The organism is Microbacterium sp. (assembly GCF_051953575.1).
Classification (GTDB): Bacteria; Actinomycetota; Actinomycetes; order Actinomycetales; family Microbacteriaceae; genus Microbacterium.
Genome location: NZ_JBQCIP010000020.1, coordinates 28475 through 47269, shown reverse-complemented (window position 1 = coordinate 47269; position 18795 = coordinate 28475). Strand labels below are relative to the sequence as shown.

Here is an 18795-nt window from a genome sequence, read left to right as displayed (position 1 = left end):
TTCACGAACACGACACGACGCAACGAGAGAACGAGACTCACATGACGATGACCCCCGAACAGGCGGCCTGGTTCCAGGGCACCTTCGCGCGACTTGTCGACAACGTCGACCAGGCCCTCATGGGCAAGCGCGAGGTGGTGGGGCTGGTGCTGTCGGCGATGCTCGCCGAGGGCCACGTGCTGCTCGAAGACGCGCCGGGCACCGGCAAGACCAGCCTCGCCAAGGCGCTGGCGGCCACGGTGCAGGGCACGAGCACGCGCATCCAGTTCACGCCCGATCTGCTGCCGTCGGATGTGACGGGCGTGACGATCTACGACCAGACGTCGCGCCGCTTCGAGTTCCACCGCGGTCCCGTGTTCGCGTCGATCGTGCTGGCGGACGAGATCAACCGCGCCTCGCCGAAGACGCAGTCGGCGCTGCTGGAGGTCATGGAGGAGTCGCGGGTGACCGTCGACGGCGTGCCGCACGAGGTGGGCCGTCCGTTCCTCGTGATCGCGACGCAGAACCCCATCGAGCAGGCCGGCACGTACAAGCTGCCCGAGGCTCAGCTCGACCGCTTCCTCGTGAAGACCTCGATCGGCTACCCCGACCTCGCGGTCGCCGAGCGCATCCTCGCCGGGGCGGCCGACCGCAACCCGTCGGCCCACCTCCCGGCGATCATCACGACCGGCGCGGTGGCCGACATGGCCGACCTCGCGGGGACGGTCCACGTCGACCCCGCCGTGCTGCGCTACACGGCGCAGCTGGCCGAGGCGACGCGTGATGACAGGGCGACGCGCCTGGGCGTCTCGGTGCGCGGCTCGCTCGCGATGGTGCGCATCGCCAAGGTCTTCGCCGCCGCCCAGGGCCGCCACTTCGTGCTGCCCGACGACGTGAAGGCGCTCGCGGGCCCGGTGTGGACGCACCGCATCGTGCTCGACCCCGAGGCCGAGTTCGGCGCCACGTCGGCCGAGACCGTCATCGCACGGGTGCTGGAGTCCGTCGCGGCCCCGCAGGCGAGGTCCGCGGCCTGATGACGACGGACGCACTCGGGTCGCAGGTCGCGGCGCAGGACCGCAGCGCAGGGTACGGTCGGCTCGCGCTGACGGTGCTGCGCGCGATCGGTCGCGTGCTCGGCCGCGTGTTCGGGGTCGTCCGCCCCGTCGCCTGGGTGCTCATCGCCGCGACGATCACGCTGTGGATCGCCGGGCAGTCCCTCGGCTGGTGGGAGCTCACCGTCACCGCCGTCGTCATCGGCGCCGTGCTGCTGCTGTGCCTGCTCTTCCTCATCGGCCGCACGGCGTACGACGTGTCGCTCGACCTCAACCGCACGCGCGTCGTCGTGGGCGAGCGGGCGGTCGGCGCGCTGACGCTGGCCAACACCGGCTCGCGCGCCATCCTGCCGTCGCGCGTCGTGCTTCCCGTCGGCAGCGGGCGCGGCGTCTTCGACGTGCACCGCCTGGCGCCCGGCGAAGAGGCCGAGGAGCTGTTCGCGATCCCGACGTCGCGCCGCGCGGTCGTGAAGGTGGGCCCGGTGAGCGTCGTCCGCGGCGACCCTCTGGGGCTGTTCGAGCGCGTGCACCACCGCGACGAGCCGGTCGACCTGTTCGTCCACCCGCGGACGGTGCTCTTCGACGGGCAGTCGCTCGGGTTCCTGCGCGACCTCGAGGGCCTGCCCGCCACAGACCTGTCGCCCGACGACGTGTCGTTCCACGCGCTGCGCGAGTACCAGGCGGGCGACGACCTGCGTCACGTGCACTGGAAGTCGACCGCCCGCACCGGGCACATCATGGTGCGGCAGTACGAAGAGACCCGGCGCTCGCACTTCGTGATCGGCCTGTCGACGAGCCCGGCCGACTACCGCGACGACGAGGAGTTCGAGCTGGCCATCTCGGCCGCGGGCTCGATGGGGCTGCGCGCGCTGCGGGATTCGCAGCGTGTCGAGGTGCGCGTCCAGGAGCGCGCGCTGCCGGCGGCCACGGGGAAGCAGTTCCTCGACGCGCTCTCGGGCCTGCAGCACTCGCGTGCGCGCGCGGGCGGCATCGTCGAGCTCGCGGGCTCCGTCGCCGCCACCCTGGCGCTCGCCAGCGTCGTCGTGCTGGTGTGCGGCAGCAGGGTCGATGCCAACGACCTGCGCACGGCGTGCAGCCGGGTGCCGTTCGGCGCACGCGTTCTCGCGGTCGTCGTCGCCCCGGCCGGAACCGCGCCCGCGCTGCGGCGCATCGGCGACGCGGACGTCATCACCGTGGGGGCGCTCGAGCAGCTCCCCCTCGCGCTGCGGAAGGTGCTCGCATGACCGCCCCCGCGCCCGAGGCGAAGACCCGCGCCGCCAAGCCCGTGCCCGAGCCCCTGTCGCGCCGCCGATGGATCCTCGACCTCGTGGCGGTCGCCGTGCTCCAGCTGATCCCGATCGTCGGCTTCTGGCCGACGTTCGACGGTCCCCGCTACCTGGTCGCGGCGCTCGGCGGGCTCGCCCTGGGCATGGGCATCGCGGTGCTGGGCCGCGTGTTCCGGTGGGGCATCCTCGCCGTCGCGGCCGCCACGATCGGGGCCTACTTCCTCTTCGGCGGCGCGCTGGCGCTGCCGGCCACGACGGTGGCCGCCGTGGTGCCGACCGTTCAGACGCTGGGCATGCTGGCGCTGGGGTCGGTCATGTCGTTCAAGCAGCTGCTGACGACGATCGCCCCTGTCGCGGCGGACGACGGCCACCTGATCGTGCCGTTCCTGCTCGCGCTCGTGGCCGCGGTGCTCACGACGTCTTTCGCGCTGCGGCTGCGCAGCGCCGGCTGGGCGCTCATCCCGGCCGCCGCGTTCCTGGCCGCCGAGATCGCGCTGGGCACGTCGCAGCCGTTCGTCCCGGTGGTCCAGGGAGTCGTGTTCGGCCTCGTCTCGGTGGTGTGGCTCGCGCTCCGGCAGGCATGGCAGCCGCAGGCCGCCGCCGTCTCGGTGGGCGAGGCCGCGCCGTCCCGCGCGGCCGGCGTGCGTCGCGTGCTCATGGGCGCCGGCGTCGTCGCGCTCGCGGGCGTCGTCGGCGTCGCGACGAGCGCCTTCGCCGCACCGCAGTCGCCCCGTTACGTGCTGCGCGACGTCGTGATCCCGCCGTTCGACGTGCGCGAGTACGCCAGCCCGCTGCAGTCGTACCGCGCGTACGTGCGCGACCACTCCGACGACACCCTCTTCACCGTCACGGGCCTGCCGAAGGACGCCCGCGTGCGCCTGGCGACGATGGACGAGTACAACGGCATGGTCTACAACGTGTCCGACAAGGGTGCCGGCTCGTCGGGGGCGTTCTCGCAGGCGCGCACGAACATGTCCGCCGAGGCCCAGGGGGTCGAGGCGACGGTGCGGTTCGAGATCGGCGATCTCGAGAGCGTGTGGATGCCGGACGCCGGCGCCGTGCGCAGCATCACGTTCGAGGGCGACGACGCCGACGACCTGCGCCGCACCGCCCACTACAACGAGTCCACCGACACCGGCGTGGTGACCGCCGGGCTCGGGAAGGGCGACGCCTACACGCTCGACAGCGTCATCCCGGCGGTGCCCAGCGACGAGCAGCTGGCGAAGCAGAAGTTCGCGCCCGTCTCGCTGCCGAAGCAGCAGGGGGTGCCCAAGGACCTGGCCGACGTGGCCGCGACCGCGGTGGCCGAGGCATCCACCCCCATCGAGCAGGTGCGGGCGCTGCAGCAGTTCCTGTCGCAGGACGGCTTCTTCAGCCACGGCCTCGAGGGGCAGCCGCTCTCGCGCGCCGGTCACGGCGCCGAGCGCATCTCGACCCTCCTCGGCTCGCAGCAGATGGTGGGCGACGACGAGCAGTACGCCACCGCGATGGCCCTCATGGCTCGCGAGCTCGGCATCCCCGCCCGCGTCGTGATGGGGTTCTACCCCGACGAGGACCAGGCAGGCGGCGGCGTCTTCGAGGCGAACGGCGACAACCTGCACGCGTGGGTCGAGGTCGCCTTCGAGAAGGCCGGCTGGGTGCCCTTCGACCCCACGCCGCCCGAGGACCAGGTCCCGAGCGACCAGACGACCAAGCCCAAGGCCGATCCCAAGCCGCAGGTGCTGCAGCCGCCGCCTCCGCCGCAGGAGCCCGTCGACCTGCCGCCGACGGCAGCCGACGACCGCGGCTCCGAGGACGAGGACGGGTTCGACGCCACCCTGCTGTGGATGATCCTGTCGATCGGCACCGGTGCGCTGACCGTGCTCGCGGTGCTGCTGGCCCCGTTCATCGTGATCGGCGTGCTGAAGGCCGCCCGTCGCCGCAGGCGCCGGCAGGCCGAGCGCGCCGCGGACCGCATCAGCGGCGGCTGGGACGAGCTCGTGGACCGCGCGTCGGACCTCGGCGCCCCGGTGCGTCCTGGGGCGACGCGGCAGGAGGATGCCGGCATCCTGACGTCGGCGTTCGCCGAGCCGCGCGTGGCCACGCTCGCACACCGCGCCGATGTCGAGGTGTTCGGCCCGACCGAGCCCACACCTGCCGATATCGATGCATTCTGGGCGGAGGTGGATGCGCTCGTCGGGGGGATGGGTCGCAGCCGCTCGTTCTGGCGCCGCCTGCGGGCGCGCCTGAGCATCCGCACGCTTCTCGAGGGCACGAGGTTCGCACTGCCGCCGCGCAGCGCCGCCGACGCCCACCGCGCACCTGAGCGCACCGACCCCGCAGCACAGGAGAACGAATGACCAACAGCCCGTCAGGCGTCGAGGCCGCGGCGTCCCTCGGGCGCCGCGTGGGCGCTTTCGCGATCGATCTCGCGATCGCGTACGCCCTGGGCGCACTGCTGATCGGCGTCACGATCGGCATCGTGCTCGGCGTCGGCCCGGGGTGGCGCCCCGAGGCGCTCGCGTCGTTCGTGCTGCTGGCGTACGCACTGATCAGTCTGCTGCTGCTCGCGTGGGCGCTCGTGTACTCCGCGATGCAGGGCGGTCGCGGCTCGATCGGGCAGCGTGCGCTGCGCGTGCGGCTGCAGGATGCCGCGACGGGCGGGCCCATCGGCTTCTGGAGGGCCGTCTGGCGCAACATCGTGCTCGGCGCGAGCTGCGCGATCGTCGTCGGGTACTTCACGCCCCTGTTCGACCACAGCGGTCGACGCCAGGGCTGGCACGATCTGGCCGCGGGGGCCGTCGTCGTGGATGCTGCCACCGAGGGGGCGGCTCCGGTGGCGTTCGGCGCACCTTCGGCGCGCACGGCCCCGATGGCGAACCCCTATCTTCCGGCGCCGACGGGGATGCCGGCGGCCGCGGCCGCGCCGGCCTCACCGGCCCCGGCGCCCGCCGGCGGCTTCGCGGCCTTCGACGACGCCGGCGCCACCGAGCTGCGCCCATCGACCGCTCCGGCCGCGGGCTGGACGACCCAGAGCGCCCGTGTGGCGGGCGTGACACCGCCGGCGGCCGCCGCACGCCCCCCGGTGCCCTGGGGCGTCATCGCCCAGGTGCCGTGGCACACGGCATCCCCGGTCGACGCCGCGATCGCGAAGGCGACGCCGGAGTTCCCCGAAGAGACGACGCCGTTCCCCGCGGCGACGACCACCGAGCCCCTCGATCCGATGTCGGCGCTCTTCTCGACCTCCACCGGGCACGTGTCCGACCCGCCCGTATCGCCCGTGCTCGCGCAGCGCGTGGCGCCGCCGCCCCCTTCGCCGCCGACGGTCGCCCCGCCTCACCTCGCGCCGGTCGTGCAGCCTGTTCCCGCTCCGGCGCCGTCGCCGGTCCTGGTCGCGCAGGCGGCATCCGTCTCGCCGGCATCCGGTGATGACGTCGAGGCGACCCGCATGGCCGTCGCGCCGCCGGCCCAGCGCGCCGCGCTGTATCCCGAGGCTCCGGTGATCGCGGTGCTGACGTGGGACGACGGCACCCGCATGGCCGTGTACGGCCGCACGCTGTACGGCCGCAACCCCGCCGGCGAGGAGGGCGCCGTCGCGATCCCGGTGCGCGACGAGACGCTGTCGCTGTCGAAGACGCACTTCGAGGTGGGCGGCGACCCGGCGGCCGCGTGGATCGTCGACCGCCACTCGACGAACGGCACGATCCTGGTGCGCGACGGGGCACGCATCCCGCTCGTCGCCGGTGTGCGCACGAACCTGCGCGTCGGCGACCGGCTCGAGTTCGGCGACCGCGCCGTGACGGTGGGTGCCGCATGATGGCCGAACTGCCCGCGCCGATCGTCACGGCCTTCGGCGCCGCCACCGACCCGGGGCTGCGCCGTCGCATCAACGAGGACTCGTACCTGGCGCAGGCGCCGCTCTTCCTCGTCGCCGACGGGATGGGCGGCCACAATGCGGGCGAGATCGCCAGCGCGACGGTCGTCGAGGTCTTCGAGGGACTGGTCGGGCGCCAGAGCGTCACCCAGGACGACATGCACGCGGCGCTGGCCTCGGCCCGCCGCCGTGTGGCCGCACTCCCCGCAGGAGGGGGCGCCGGCGCCGGTACGACGCTCGCCGGGGTCGTGGTCGCCGACATCGACGGCGACGGCTACTGGCTGGCCGTGAACCTCGGCGACTCCCGCACCTATCGCCTCAGCGACGGTCACTTCGAGCAGGTGAGCGTCGACCACTCGTTCGTGCAGGAGCTCGTGGATGCCGGCGAGCTCGCCGCCGACGATGCCCACCGCGACTCGCGCCGCAACGTCATCACCCGCGCGATCGGCGCCGGCAGCGACGCCGCCGCGGACTATTGGCTGATCCCGGCCGAAGAGGGAGACCGCATCCTGGTGTGCTCCGACGGACTGTCGGGCGAGCTCGAGCAGGACGCGATCCACGGCATCCTCCTCGCCGAGACGGATCCTCAGGCGGCGGCGACGCGCCTGGTGCACGAGGCGATGGTCCGTGGCGGCCGCGACAACATCACGGCGATCGTGGTCGACGCGCTGGCCGTGCGCAGCAGGACCGACCGTCCGAACGAGCGCGATACGGTTCCGGTAGGACCGCCCGCCGTTCCCGCCGATTTCGACATCGACGCCGACACCCTCCCCCGGGCAGCCGTCACTGGAGGTACCTGATGCCGATGCTGTACGCCCCCGGCACGACACCCGTCGCGGTGACGCCGCGCGGATTCGCGGTGTTCGAACACGGCGCGTCCGCCGCGCTGCTCGCCCGTGTGAGGTCGGTCGTGGCGGACGGGCGGGGCCTCGGAGGGGTCATCGAGTCCCTCACCGGCGCCTACGGCGCATCGCTGACCGCGATCCCGGCCTTCGCCGTCGCCCTCGTCGAGGGCGATGCCCTCCGCATCGCGGTGCGCGGCGACTTCGTGTTCGACGTCGATGCGGACGCCCCCGAGCAGGTCTCGGGTGCCGGGGTCACGACGTGGACCGAACGGGTCGTGCGCGGCGTGCGCCGCGTGACCCTGCAGTCGGGGGTGGGCGAGGGCGCCGACCCCGCCGAGCTGCCCGTGGCCGACGGCGTCGTGCTGGCCTCGACGATCGTGTGGGATGCCGCGACCGCCCCCGCTCCGGCCGCGGCGGCCGCCCCTCCGGCAGCGCAGCCCGTCCGGGCCCCGCACCCCGTCTCCGCTCCGCAGCCCGTTCGGGCCGCCCAGGCGCCGGTCACGGCTCAGCAGCCCGCCGCGGCCACCGATGCGACGCCCCACCCGGTCGCGGCGCCGAAGGCGGACGTGCCCGCCTCAGCGGCGGCCGAAGGGCAGGTGCCGCCGGCATCCGCTCCGCGCGTCGCGGCGCCGCAGCCCGGACCCCGGCCTCTGGGCCAGGTGCCGGGGCTCATCGACTCGAGCACCGTGCAGACCGTCGCGGGCGACGAGACGCTGCTGCCCGAGGACTCCGAGCTGTCGCAGTCGCGTCCAGAGGCGACCGGGGCCGAGGACGTGTCGTCGACCGTCGGCAGCGACCCGCTGTGGGGTGCGACCGTCATCCGCCCCGTCGACGGTGCGGCGGGAGCTCCGGCGGCACCCGCGCCCGGCGATCACGACGGTGCCACGATCTCGCTCGCCCAGGCCCGCGCGCTGCGCGCGGGGCGCGCGGCGGCCGAGCAGGCTCCGTCGTCGACCACGCCGCCGCTGGCTCCGCCGCGTCCCCCGGCGCCCGGGCGCATCCGCGTCTCGACGGGCCAGGTCCTGCTCCTGGACCGCACCGTCGTGATCGGACGGCGTCCGCGCTCGACCCGCGTGAGCGGCACGGACCTGCCGCACCTGGTCGCCGTCGACAGCCCGCAGCAGGACATCTCGCGCAGCCACGTCGAGCTGCGGGTCGAGGGCGAGAGCATCGTCGCGACCGACCTGCGCACCACGAACGGCACGACGCTGCTGCGAGCGGGCTCCGACCCGGTGCGGCTGCATCCCGGAGAGGCGACGGTCGTCATCGCGGGCGACGTGCTCGACCTCGGCGACGGCATCACGGTGGCGATAGAGGGGCTCGCCTGATGGCCAAGCGTGCGCCCATGGCGCCGCCCGAGCTTCCGGGCTTCACCTACGTGGACCTGCTCGGCTCCGGCGGCTTCGCCGACGTGTACCTGTACGAGCAGGCGCTGCCCAAGCGCCGCGTCGCGGTCAAGGTGCTGCTCACCGACCGGATGTCGAGCGACTCGGTCGAGGAGTTCACGGCAGAGGCCAACGTCATGGCCATGCTCTCGACGCATCCCGCGATCGTGACGATCTACCAGGCCGGCGTCGCCCGCGATGGGCGCCCGTATCTGGTGATGGAGTACTGCCCGCGGCCCAACCTGCAGGTGCGCTACCGCCGCGAGCCGTTCTCGATCGCCGAGTCGCTGCGCGTCGGCGTGCAGGTGGCGGCGGCCGTCGAGACGGCGCACCGCGCGGGCGTGCTGCACCGCGACATCAAGCCCGCGAACATCCTCGTCACCGAGTACAACCGGCCGGCGCTCACCGACTTCGGCATCGCGTCGACCACCAGCGCGGCCGCCGAGTCCGCGGGCCTGTCGATCCCCTGGTCGCCCCCGGAGTCGTTCGCCGACGTGCCGCGCAGCGACCCGCGCTCGGACGTCTACGCGCTCGGCGCGACGGTGTACACGCTGCTCGCCGGCCGGTCGCCGTTCGAGCTGCCCGGTCAGCGCAACAGCGCGGCCGAGCTCATCTCCCGCATCGAGACGATGCCGCTGCCGCCGCTCGGCAGGCCCGACGTGCCGGCATCCCTGCAGCGGGTGCTCGACCGGGCGATGTCGAAGTCGTCGGCCGACCGCTACGAGAGCGCCCTGGCGTTCGCCCGGGCGCTGCAGACGGTGCAGATCGAGCTGTCGCACTCGGTGACGCCGATCGACATCCTCGACGATCAGGCCCCCGACGACATCGAGCGGAACGAGGACGACGGCCTCACCCGCGTCCGCGGGGTCGTGAGCATCGACCCCGAGACCACGCCGGCTGCCGGCATGACCCGCCCGTCGGCGACCACCGCCCCGGTGGCGCCGCGCTTCTCGGCGCCGCCTGCGACGACCGGCTTCGCTCGCGCGACCGCTCCGACGTTCGAGCCCGCCGACGCCGCGACCGTCCTGCGGGCGAACCCTTCGGCGACCGCCGAGACGGTGCGCCGAAACGACGTGGCCCTGCCCGTCTCGCTCGACGAGACGGTGATGCGCGCGCCCGTCCCGCTGTCGACGGCTCCCGTGGCCGCTGAAGAGGCAGCGGACGCCTCGTCTGGCTCCGCGCTCGGCGAAGCCGCCGACCCCCGCCGCCGCCGCACCGGACTGTGGATCGGCGTCGGCGCCGCCGCGCTCGTGGTCGTCGCGATCATCGTGGGCGTCTCGCTGCCGGGGATGCTGGGCGGCACGCCCGAGCCGCAGGCGACCGAGGACGTGACGAAGCCGCAGGATGTGATCGGCCTTGCGGTGCCCGCGGTGGAAGACGTCGTGGGTACCCCCGTCGACGGCGGTGTGCGGTTCACGTGGACGAACCCCGATCCCCAGGACGGCGACCACTTCATGGTTCAGCAGGTGTCGTTGACGGATGCGAACCCCGAGGAGCAGCGGATCGACGTCGCCGAGGTGACGGTGCCCGCCGACCCCTCGGGAACGACGTGCATCGATGTGCTGCTCGTGCGTCACAACGGCAAGCAGCACGATCCCGACGACCCCACGCGGGGGTGCTTCCCGTCATGACCGCACAGAGCGCCGACCAGCTGAGCGTCGAGTTCGCCGGCGAGGAGTTCGAGGTCGCACCCGACCAGGTGTTCACCGTCGGGCGTGAGGGCGACCTCGCGATCGACGACAACCTGTTCCTGCACCGCAACTTCCTGACGATCCAGAACGTCGAGGGGCTGTGGCTGCTGTCGAACGTCGGCAGCCGCCTGTCGGCGACGGTGACCGACACGGGCGGCCGGGTGCAGGCGTGGCTCGCGCCGGGCGCGCGCCTGCCGCTGGTGTTCGCCGCCACCACGGTCATCTTCAGCGCCGGACCCACGACGTACGAGCTCACGATCCACGCGGCCGAGCCGACGTTCCGCGAGACGCAGCCGCCACTCGACGACGATGACGACGGTCTCAGCACCATCGGCGAGGTGCCGCTGACGCACAGCCAGAAGGTCATGATCCTGGCGCTCGCCGAGCCGGTGCTGCGCCGGGAGGGCACGGGCATGAGCGAGCTGCCGACCTCGGCGCAGGCCGCCGAGCGGCTCGGCTGGACGCTCACCCGCTTCAACCGCAAGCTCGACAACGTCTGCGACAAGCTCGACCGCTCGGGCGTGCCGGGCCTGCGCGGCGGTGTGCGCTCCTATGCCACGAACCGCCGGGTGCGCCTGGTCGAGCATGCGATCTCGGCCCGCATGGTGACCCGCGACGACCTCCCGCTCCTCGACCTCGAGAAGGAGAACGCGCTCAACGGCGCAGACGACTGAGTCCTGCCGCGCTCGGCGTCAGCGCCCCGCGTCGTAGAGGTGCCGACCGCCGTGGCTGACGACCTTCACCACGATACCGCGGCGGTGCAGCTCCGAGACGGTGCGGGTCTCTTCGTCGATGTCGCGGCCGAGCGCGTGCACGTTCGCCACCACGACGACATCGCCCCGGGTCAATCTGCCGAAGAGGCGAGTGAGACGTTCCTCCCACGACTCGAGCGTCTCGGGAGCAGGATGCCGGAACCCCTCGATCGGCACACCGAAGCGGGTCAGGTCGCCCCGCTGCTCGACCACCGACGGCATGTCGTCACGGGCGATGACGAGACCCACCAGCCGCGACCCGGCCGGTCGGGCGAGCCACCAGGTGCGGTCGCCCTGCAGCTCGGTGAAGCACTTCGGGCACTCGGCCGCGGCGTGGGGAAGCGTGAGCGGCGCGGTGTCGGGCGTGACGGCATCCACCCGCGTCTTCGGTGTCGTGTCGCTCATGTGAGTGCCCCCTTGCTCGGCCCCCATTGTCTCATTCGGCCGGCGGTCAGTCGTCGCCGAGGCGCAGCTCGACGCTGAGCTGGTCGGCATCGAGCTCTGCCAGTGCGTGCCGCAGCGCGGCGGTGCTGTAGGCGCCGCCGTGGCTGAGCTGCTCCAGCTCGGCGCGCATCGCGGTGATCGACGCGAGCCGCAGCTCGAGCAGCTCGGCGGGGTCGATCTTGCTCAGCTCCTCGCGGGGCGGCTGTGCGAACCGTGCGCGCTGGGCCATCAGCTCCGGCGAGAACGGGCGTCCGTCTCGGCGCTTCAGCTCCGGATCGTGAAGAGCGGATGCCGCCGCCACGCGCAGCTCGTCGTCCAGGCGCTCGATCTCGCGCTGCAGGGCTCCGTCGCCGGCGGCGACCGGGAACTTCAGCGCCTTCACGAGCCACGGCAGCGTGAAGCCCTGGATCGCGAGGCTGCCCGCGGCGACAGCGAAGGCGATGAGCACCAGCAGCTCGCGGGACGGGGTGTCGCGGGGGAGGGTCTGCGCGGCGGCCAGGGTGACGACACCGCGCATGCCGGCCCACACGATGACGGTGCCGTGCTTCCATCCGAGCGGTTCGGACTGGTAGTAGTCGATGTCCTGCAGCGCGGTGGTGACGCGACGCCGCATCGACGACACGCGCCGCTGCATGCGCTCCTCGTCCATGGGGCCGCCCGGTCCTCCGCGGCGGCCGCGACGCGTGTCGCCGCGAGCGCTCCCGCCAGGGCCGCCGCGCGGGAGGGTCACCGTGCCGTCGGCGATCTGGTCGAGCCGGTCGTTGAACGACTCCAGCCGCTCCTTGGACTTCTGCTTGCGCGTCGCGCGGCGGCTCTGCAGCCACACCAGCAGCGACACATATGCGGCGCGGGTCAGCATGATGACCGCGAACGCCAGCGCCGCGATCGCGAGACCGGTACCCAGCCCGTTGTGCTTGGCGAAGTTGTCGGAGACGATCTGCTTGAGCTCCAGGCCCATGATGAGGAACACGGCCCCTTCGAGGACCAGTTCGACGGTGCGCCAGGTCAGCTCGTCCGACCGGCGCTGCTCGGGCGAGAACCGGCGGGCGGCTCCCTGGCCGGTGACGATGCCCGCGACGACGGCGGCGACCAGTCCCGAACCCCCGAAGTGCTCCGTCGGCAGGTAGGCGACGAACGGCACGACGAACCCGATCGCCGTGTTGGCGGCGGCGTTGTGGACCATGGCCCGCAGCCGCAGGTTGAGCCAGCCGACGATGCCGCCGACGACGAGGGCGATGAACACACCCCACGCGAATGCGGGCAGAAAGCCGTAGGCGGCGTCGGTGGCCTCGACGCCGGCCTCGCCCGCGGTGCCGCTCGACACCGCGAACGCGGCCGAGGCCACCATCGTGCGCATCAGCACCAGGGCGGTGGCGTCGTTGAGCAGGCTCTCGCCCTCGAGCATGGTGACCACGCGCCCCGAGATGCCGAGGCGCTTGACGATCGACGTCGCCACGGCATCGGTGGGGCTCAGGATCGCGCCTAGCGCGACGCCGAGAAAGATGTCGACGCCCGGGATCAGCCAGTGGAACAGCAGCCCCAGCGCGGCGGCGCTGACCAGCACCAGCACGAACGAGAGCCCCGCGATCGCACCGAAGTCACGACGGAACTCGATCGCGGGGATGGCGACCGCCGCCGAGTACAGCAGTGGCGGCAGCACGCCGACGAGGATCCACTCGGGGTCGATCTCGGGCACCTCGACGAAGGGCAGGAGCCCGACGGCGATGCCGACGACGACGAGGATCAGCGGGCCGGCGATCCGCACCTTCGGGGCGATGGCCGTGGCGACCGCGATCGCGATCACGGCCAGGATCACGACGACCAGCGGTTCCATGGCTGAGAGCCTATTGGGCGGCGCGGCGCCGGGTGCCTCGAGTCCGGACGGGTGTCAGCCGAGCACGCCCAGCGCCCGCACCGCGTCGCGCTCGGCGACGAGCTCGGCGACGGAGGCATCGATCCGGGCACGCGCCCGGTCGTCGAGGTCGAGTCCTTCGACGATCTCGTACCCCTCGCCGTGCGCGTGCACGCCCTTCGAGCGCACGGGGAACGAGCACACGAGTCCCTCGGGCACGCCGTACTCTCCGCGCGACACGACGGCGGCCGAGGTCCACGTACGGTGCGGCGTGCCGAGCTGCTCGTCGCGCACATGGTCGATCGCGGCGTTCGCTGCGGAAGCGACCGACGACGAGCCGCGCACCTCGATGATCTCGGCGCCGCGCTTCGCTACGCGGGGGATGAAGGTGTCGTCGAGCCAGCGGACGGCGGCGTCGCGGCCGCCCAGCCGTTCGGCCAGCGCGTCGATCACCATGGTGTCGTGCTCGTCCACGACGGCGTGCGCGACGTCGGGGAACTGCGAGGCCGAGTGGTTGCCCCAGATCGCGACGCCCTCGATGCGGTCGGGGCCCAGCCGCAGCACCTCGGCCAGCTGCCCGACGGCCCGGTTGTGGTCCAGCCGCGTGAGCGCGGTGAAGCGGTCGGCGGGGACGTGCGGAGCAGCGGATGCCGCGGCGATGAGCGCGTTCGTGTTGGCGGGGTTGCCCACCGCGACCACGCGCACGTCGTCGGCGGCGACTGCGCCGATCGCCTTGCCCTGCGGGCCGAAGATGCCGGCGTTCGCCGCGAGCAGGTCGGCGCGCTCCATCCCGGCGGTGCGGGGGCGGGCGCCGACGAGCATCGCGATCTGCGCCCCGTTGAAGGCGGTCAGCGGGTCGTCGGTGACGTCCACGTCGATCAGCTGCGGGAAGGCGCAGTCCTGCAGCTCGAGGGCGGCGCCCTCGGCGGCCTTCATGCCCTGCGGGATCTCGAGCAGCCGCAGCCGGACGGGCCGATCCGGTCCGAGCATGTCTCCCGCCGCGATGCGGAACGTCAGCGCGTAGCCGATCTGCCCGCCGCCGCCGGTGATGGTCACGGTCGTGGGTGCGCTCGCCATGACCCGAGCCTATGCCCCTAGCATCCTCCGCCGGATCGCGCCATATCCCGGCCCATTCCGTGCCGTGATCGGGCTGCCGCGGTACCGTGACAGACATGACGTTCAACGAGAACGCCAACGTCGGGGGGAACACGGCGAGGCGTCGCGGGGCGGGCGTGGCTGTCGCAGGCGGCGGGGTCGTGGGCCTCGGCGCCATCGCGGTGCTGCTCCTGCAGCTGTTCACCGGCCAGGATTTCTCCAGCGTCCTGCCCCTCGGCCCTGGCACAGACGCCTCAGGCGGCGGCGACACCGAGATCGCCCAGTGCGAGACCGGTGCCGACGCCAACGCGAACGACTCCTGCCGCCTCGCGGCGGGCAGCGTCGTGCTCGACAAGTACTGGCAGGACGAGGTGCAGGGTTATCGCGCACCCACGCTCGTGATCGTCAACGGGTCCGCCTCGTCGTCCTGCGGGACGGCATCCAATCAGACCGGCCCGTTCTACTGCCCGCCCGACGAATCCGTCTACGTCGACCCGACGTTCTTCGGTCTCATGCGCGACCAGTTCGGCGCGTCGGCGGGCGACCTCGCCCAGCTGTACGTTCTGGCGCACGAGTACGGCCACCACGTGCAGTACATCACCGGCATCATGGACCAGCACCCGAACGACGGGGCCGGCGCCACGAGCAACGGGGTGCGCACCGAGCTGCAGGCCGACTGCTTCGCCGGCGCATGGGTGGGCGCCATGACCCAGGAGGTCGACGAGAACGGCGTCCCGTACCTGCAGCCTCCGACCCAGGCGCAGATCGCCGATGCGCTCAACGCGGCCGCAGCCGTCGGTGACGACAACATCCAGGAGCGCTCCTCGGGCTTCTCGAATCCCGAGACCTGGACCCACGGCTCCAGCGAGCAGCGGCAGCGCTGGTTCCAGCTGGGCTACCAGGGCGGCGTCCCGGCCTGCGACACCAACGGCGTTCCGGGGGGAAGCCTGTGAACGAGCACCTCGACGAGATCCTGTACCCGCCTGTCGAGCCGTACGACACGGGCACGCTGATCGCCGGAGAGGGCAACCGGCTCCATTACGAGCAGGTGGGCGATCCCGACGGCAAACCCGTCGTCTTCCTCCACGGCGGGCCGGGCGCCGGCATCTCGGCCTGGCACCGCCGCTTCTTCGATCCCACGGCGTACCGCATCATCCTGCTCGACCAGCGCGGCTGCGGCCGGTCCACCCCGCACGCGAGCGAGCCGGACGCCGACCTGCGTCACAACACGACCTGGCACCTCGTCGCCGATCTCGAACTGCTGCGCCGCAACCTCGGCATCGCGAAGTGGCAGGTGTTCGGCGGATCGTGGGGCAGCGCCCTCGCGCTCGCCTACGCGCAGGCGCACCCCGACGCGGTGAGCGAGCTCGTCCTTCGCGGCATCTTCACGCTGCGACGGCACGAGCTGGAGTGGTTCTACGAGGGCGGTGCGGCATCCATCGTCCCCGACCTGTGGGAGGACTTCATCGCCCCCATCCCGATCCTCGAGCGCTCGCGCCTGATGCAGGCGTACCACCGCCGCCTCACCGACCCCGACCCCGCCGTCCACGTTCCCGCGGCCGTGGCCTGGTCGCGATGGGAGGCCTCCAACCTCACCCTGCTTCCCGACCCGGCGCTCGTCGAGGCGATGACGTCGGAGCGCGAGGCCGTCGCGTTCGCGCGCATCGAGAACCACTACTTCCTGCACGACGGGTGGTTCGAGCCCGAGCAGCTCATCGCCGGCGTGGACCGCATCCGCCACATCCCCGCCGTCATCGTGCAGGGCCGGTACGACCTCTGCACCCCCGCCATGACCGCCTGGGACCTTCACCGCGCGTGGCCCGAGGCCGACTTCGTCATGGTTCCGGATGCCGGCCACGCAGCCTCCGAGCCCGGCATCGCCGCGGCACTGCGCGCCGCGACCGACCGCTTCCGCGCGACGGCGGATGCCGGTGCCGCGGAGGCCGAGGAGCCGGAGCCGGCCGCAGTCGACTGACCGGTCGCGGGGAACGCCCAGCCGCCCACTGGTAGGGTGGATAACCTTGCAGCGCCTCTGTGCGCTTCTCGCGTCGTAGAACGCTTCCCTCGCCGGCATCCGGATTCCCGATCCGAAGAACCGCGCTGACATCTTTCGTACGGCGACCCGAGGGCGAGATCCGCCCCGGCCACCGACAGGGCACCGCTGTGCCCAGAGACAGACACTCATGACAGACATGACCTTCGGCGCGCTCGGCGTGCCTCAGCCCCTTGTCACCGCGCTCGCCGCGGCCGGCAAGACCACTGCGTTCCCCATCCAGGTCGACACGCTCCCCGACACGCTCGCCGGCCGCGACGTGCTGGGCCGCGGCAAGACCGGCTCGGGCAAGACGCTCGCCTTCTCGATCCCCATGGTCGCGCGCCTGGGCACGACACTCGCCGGCGGTCCCCGCCGCAAGGGCCGTCCGCTCGGCCTCGTGCTCGCCCCGACCCGCGAGCTCGCGACGCAGATCGACGCGACCCTCGCGCCGCTCGCGAAGGCCTACAACCTCACCACGACGACGATCTTCGGCGGCGTGAACCAGAACCGCCAGGTGAACGCGCTGAACGCCGGCGTCGACATCGTCGTGGCGTGCCCCGGCCGCCTCGAGGACCTCATGAAGCAGGGCTTCGTGCACCTCGATGCCGTCGAGATCACCGTCATCGACGAGGCCGACCACATGGCCGACCTCGGGTTCCTCCCGGGCGTCACCCGCATCCTGGGCGCGACGCCGTCCGGCGGCCAGCGCCTGCTGTTCAGCGCGACCCTCGACAACGGGGTCGACAAGCTCGTGAACCGCTTCCTGCAGAACGAGGTGCTGCACTCGGTCGACGAGGCCCACTCGCCCGTCGCCGCGATGACCCACCACGTCTTCACGCTCGCCGACGCCGACGCCAAGAAGGACGTCGTGAAGGCCCTCGCCTCGGGCATGGGCCGCCGCATCCTCTTCATGCGCACCAAGCACCAGGCCAAGAAGCTCGCCAAGCAGCTCACCGCCGACGGCATCCCCGCCGTCGACCTGCACGGCAACCTGTCGCAGGCGGCGCGCGACCGCAACCTCGCGGCGTTCTCGTCGGGCGAGGTGAAGGTGCTCGTCGCCACCGACGTCGCCGCGCGCGGTGTGCACGTCGACGACGTCGAGCTGGTCATCCACGTCGACCCGCCCATGGAGCACAAGGCGTACCTGCACCGTTCGGGCCGCACGGCCCGTGCGGGGGCGGAGGGTGCCGTGGTCACGCTCGTGCTCCCTGACCAGAAGCGCGACGTGTCGCAGCTGCTGCGCAAGGCGGCCATCTCGGTCGAGCCCGTCGCCGTCACCGCGACGTCGCCCGAGGTGACCGCGCTCGTCGGTCAGATCGCGCCGTACGTGAAGCCGGTGCCCGTCGCCGCTCCCGCCCGCGGGACGAGCCAGGGCGCCAACGCCCAGCGCAAGCGCGCCGCGCGCGAGGAGCGGGATGCCGGCGGCCAGGGCCGCGGTGCAGGCTCCGGTCAGCACGGATCGGGTTCTGGCGGCCGTCGCCGTCGCGGCGGGTCGGGTCAGGCGGGTCAGGGCGCAGGTCAGCAGGCGTTCGGCGGTCAGCGCCGGGATGCGGCATCCGCTCACGAGAAGGCGTCGCACCAGCGTCACGACCAGAGCGCCGGGCACGGCCGCTCGGGTCAGCCCGCGGGAAACCCGCGCACGCCCGGCCGTCGCGCCTCGTCCGGCGGCACCGGCAAGCTCATGGTCGGCTCGGTGGTCCGTCAGAACGGCGGCAACCGCCGCGGCGGCCGCTGACCCGCAGCATCCACCTCTCGGAACGCCCCGTCCGCCTCGCGCGGCCGGGGCGTTCCGGCGTTAGGGGCCGTCGTGGGCTCGGGGTGCCGAGAATTCAGGAGAAGCGGCCGTGCGCGCGGCGTCGCCGGACAGCGGCCCTGCGTGTCTCCTGAATCCTCGACGCCGCAACCACGGAGCTCAGCGAGCGGCGCCGCCATCGCCGGCGATCGCGGTCACTGCGCGGGCCAGCTCATCGCCGTTGGGGAGCGAGTCGGGGCTGATGATCCACAGCAGGCCGAGGCTCTGCACCAGCACGAACTCGAGTTTGGCGATCGCGTCGAGATCCTCGGCGGAGAGATCGGGGCGGGCGGACTGCAGCACGTCGACGATGCCGAGGTGGGCCTCTTGCATCGCGCCGGCGAGGGTGCGGCTGGCGGCCGCGTCCCGCCAGACCATCACGGAGTTCTCGAAGCTCGCGACGAGGGCTTCGCGATTGTCGGCGAAGATCCCGGGCATGCGGTCGAACAGGGCCGCGAAGCCGTCGATGAGGGGGAGTGACGCGGTCTCTTCGACGACCGCCTCCATGGCGTCGCCGATGCCGCTGCCGAGTGACTCGGTGAGAGCGGCGCTGATCAGCTCGTCCTTCGACCCGAAGTGGTAGCCGATCGCGGCGAGGCTGACCCCGGCCGCCGTGGCGATGTCGCGGGCGGTCGCTCTGGCGACGCCGCGCTCGAGGATCACCTGTCGTGCACCGGCCAGCAGGTCTTCGCGATTGCCCATGCGTCCATCGTATCCAGACGTCTCAGACACAT

At 72.6% G+C, this 18795-nt stretch carries 15 protein-coding genes; 11 read left to right on the top strand and 4 right to left on the bottom strand.

Annotated elements, in window-relative coordinates; translation table 11 throughout:
- The first annotated feature begins 41 nt into the window (after positions 1 to 41).
- From ACTHNQ_RS01510 to ACTHNQ_RS01475, 8 genes are read left to right on the top strand one after another with little or no spacing between them, the layout of a single operon-like run.
- Positions 42 to 1013, top strand: coding sequence for an AAA family ATPase (locus tag ACTHNQ_RS01510; protein WP_440330677.1), 972 nt, complete (start codon positions 42 to 44; stop codon positions 1011 to 1013).
- Complete coding sequence (locus ACTHNQ_RS01505; RefSeq protein WP_440330676.1) at positions 1013 to 2275, top strand: DUF58 domain-containing protein; 1263 nt, start codon at positions 1013 to 1015, stop codon at positions 2273 to 2275. The genes ACTHNQ_RS01510 and ACTHNQ_RS01505 overlap by 1 nt, the downstream gene beginning before the upstream one ends.
- A complete protein-coding gene (locus ACTHNQ_RS01500) occupies positions 2272 to 4656 on the top strand; it encodes a transglutaminaseTgpA domain-containing protein (RefSeq protein ID WP_440330675.1) in 2385 nt (794 codons plus the stop codon). Before ACTHNQ_RS01505 ends, ACTHNQ_RS01500 begins: the two co-directional genes overlap by 4 nt.
- Positions 4653 to 6113 carry an RDD family protein gene (locus tag ACTHNQ_RS01495; protein ID WP_440330674.1) on the top strand — a complete coding sequence of 487 codons (1461 nt, stop codon included), beginning with the start codon at positions 4653 to 4655 and terminating at the stop codon, positions 6111 to 6113. The genes ACTHNQ_RS01500 and ACTHNQ_RS01495 overlap by 4 nt, the downstream gene beginning before the upstream one ends.
- Positions 6113 to 6970: a PP2C family protein-serine/threonine phosphatase gene (locus ACTHNQ_RS01490; RefSeq protein WP_440330673.1), complete on the top strand. Its 858-nt coding sequence runs from the start codon at positions 6113 to 6115 to the stop codon at positions 6968 to 6970. Before ACTHNQ_RS01495 ends, ACTHNQ_RS01490 begins: the two co-directional genes overlap by 1 nt.
- Positions 6970 to 8343: an FHA domain-containing protein gene (locus ACTHNQ_RS01485; protein ID WP_440330672.1), complete on the top strand. Its 1374-nt coding sequence runs from the start codon at positions 6970 to 6972 to the stop codon at positions 8341 to 8343. Before ACTHNQ_RS01490 ends, ACTHNQ_RS01485 begins: the two co-directional genes overlap by 1 nt.
- The gene (locus ACTHNQ_RS01480) at positions 8343 to 10031 is read left to right on the top strand and encodes a serine/threonine-protein kinase (RefSeq protein ID WP_440330671.1); all 1689 of its coding nucleotides are present in this window, start codon (positions 8343 to 8345) and stop codon (positions 10029 to 10031) included. Before ACTHNQ_RS01485 ends, ACTHNQ_RS01480 begins: the two co-directional genes overlap by 1 nt.
- Positions 10028 to 10765, top strand: coding sequence for a hypothetical protein (locus ACTHNQ_RS01475; RefSeq protein ID WP_018170416.1), 738 nt, complete (start codon positions 10028 to 10030; stop codon positions 10763 to 10765). The genes ACTHNQ_RS01480 and ACTHNQ_RS01475 overlap by 4 nt, the downstream gene beginning before the upstream one ends.
- 18 nt (positions 10766 to 10783) lie before the next feature.
- Here ACTHNQ_RS01475 and ACTHNQ_RS01470 read toward each other — a convergent pair whose 3' ends face one another.
- The 3 genes from ACTHNQ_RS01470 to ACTHNQ_RS01460 are packed head-to-tail and all read right to left on the bottom strand — an operon-like array spanning position 10784 to position 14216.
- Positions 10784 to 11248: a recombinase family protein gene (locus tag ACTHNQ_RS01470; RefSeq protein ID WP_440330670.1), complete on the bottom strand. Its 465-nt coding sequence runs from the start codon at positions 11246 to 11248 to the stop codon at positions 10784 to 10786.
- Between the two features lie 46 nt (positions 11249 to 11294).
- A complete protein-coding gene (locus ACTHNQ_RS01465) occupies positions 11295 to 13121 on the bottom strand; it encodes a cation:proton antiporter (protein ID WP_440330669.1) in 1827 nt (608 codons plus the stop codon).
- Positions 13122 to 13175: 54 nt separating this feature from the next.
- Positions 13176 to 14216: a malate dehydrogenase gene (locus tag ACTHNQ_RS01460; RefSeq protein WP_440330668.1), complete on the bottom strand. Its 1041-nt coding sequence runs from the start codon at positions 14214 to 14216 to the stop codon at positions 13176 to 13178.
- Between the two features lie 95 nt (positions 14217 to 14311).
- Here ACTHNQ_RS01460 and ypfJ point away from each other — a divergent pair, with 95 nt between their 5' ends.
- The 3 genes from ypfJ to ACTHNQ_RS01445 all read left to right on the top strand — a co-directional run bounded on the left by ypfJ (position 14312) and on the right by ACTHNQ_RS01445 (position 18004).
- Positions 14312 to 15187 (top strand): KPN_02809 family neutral zinc metallopeptidase, encoded by an 876-nt coding sequence (gene ypfJ, locus ACTHNQ_RS01455; RefSeq protein WP_440330667.1) that lies wholly within the window; start codon positions 14312 to 14314, stop codon positions 15185 to 15187.
- Positions 15184 to 16209, top strand: a complete 1026-nt coding sequence (gene pip / locus ACTHNQ_RS01450; protein WP_440330666.1) for a prolyl aminopeptidase — start codon at positions 15184 to 15186, stop codon at positions 16207 to 16209. Before ypfJ ends, pip begins: the two co-directional genes overlap by 4 nt.
- Positions 16210 to 16417: 208 nt before the next feature.
- Positions 16418 to 18004, top strand: a complete 1587-nt coding sequence (locus ACTHNQ_RS01445; RefSeq protein WP_440330665.1) for a DEAD/DEAH box helicase — start codon at positions 16418 to 16420, stop codon at positions 18002 to 18004.
- A gap of 177 nt (positions 18005 to 18181) precedes the next feature.
- Here the strand turns inward: ACTHNQ_RS01445 and ACTHNQ_RS01440 are convergent, their stop codons facing one another.
- On the bottom strand, positions 18182 to 18763 hold the full coding sequence (locus ACTHNQ_RS01440) for a TetR/AcrR family transcriptional regulator (RefSeq protein WP_440330664.1): 582 nt from the start codon (positions 18761 to 18763) through the stop codon (positions 18182 to 18184).
- Between the last annotated feature and the right edge of the window lie 32 nt (positions 18764 to 18795).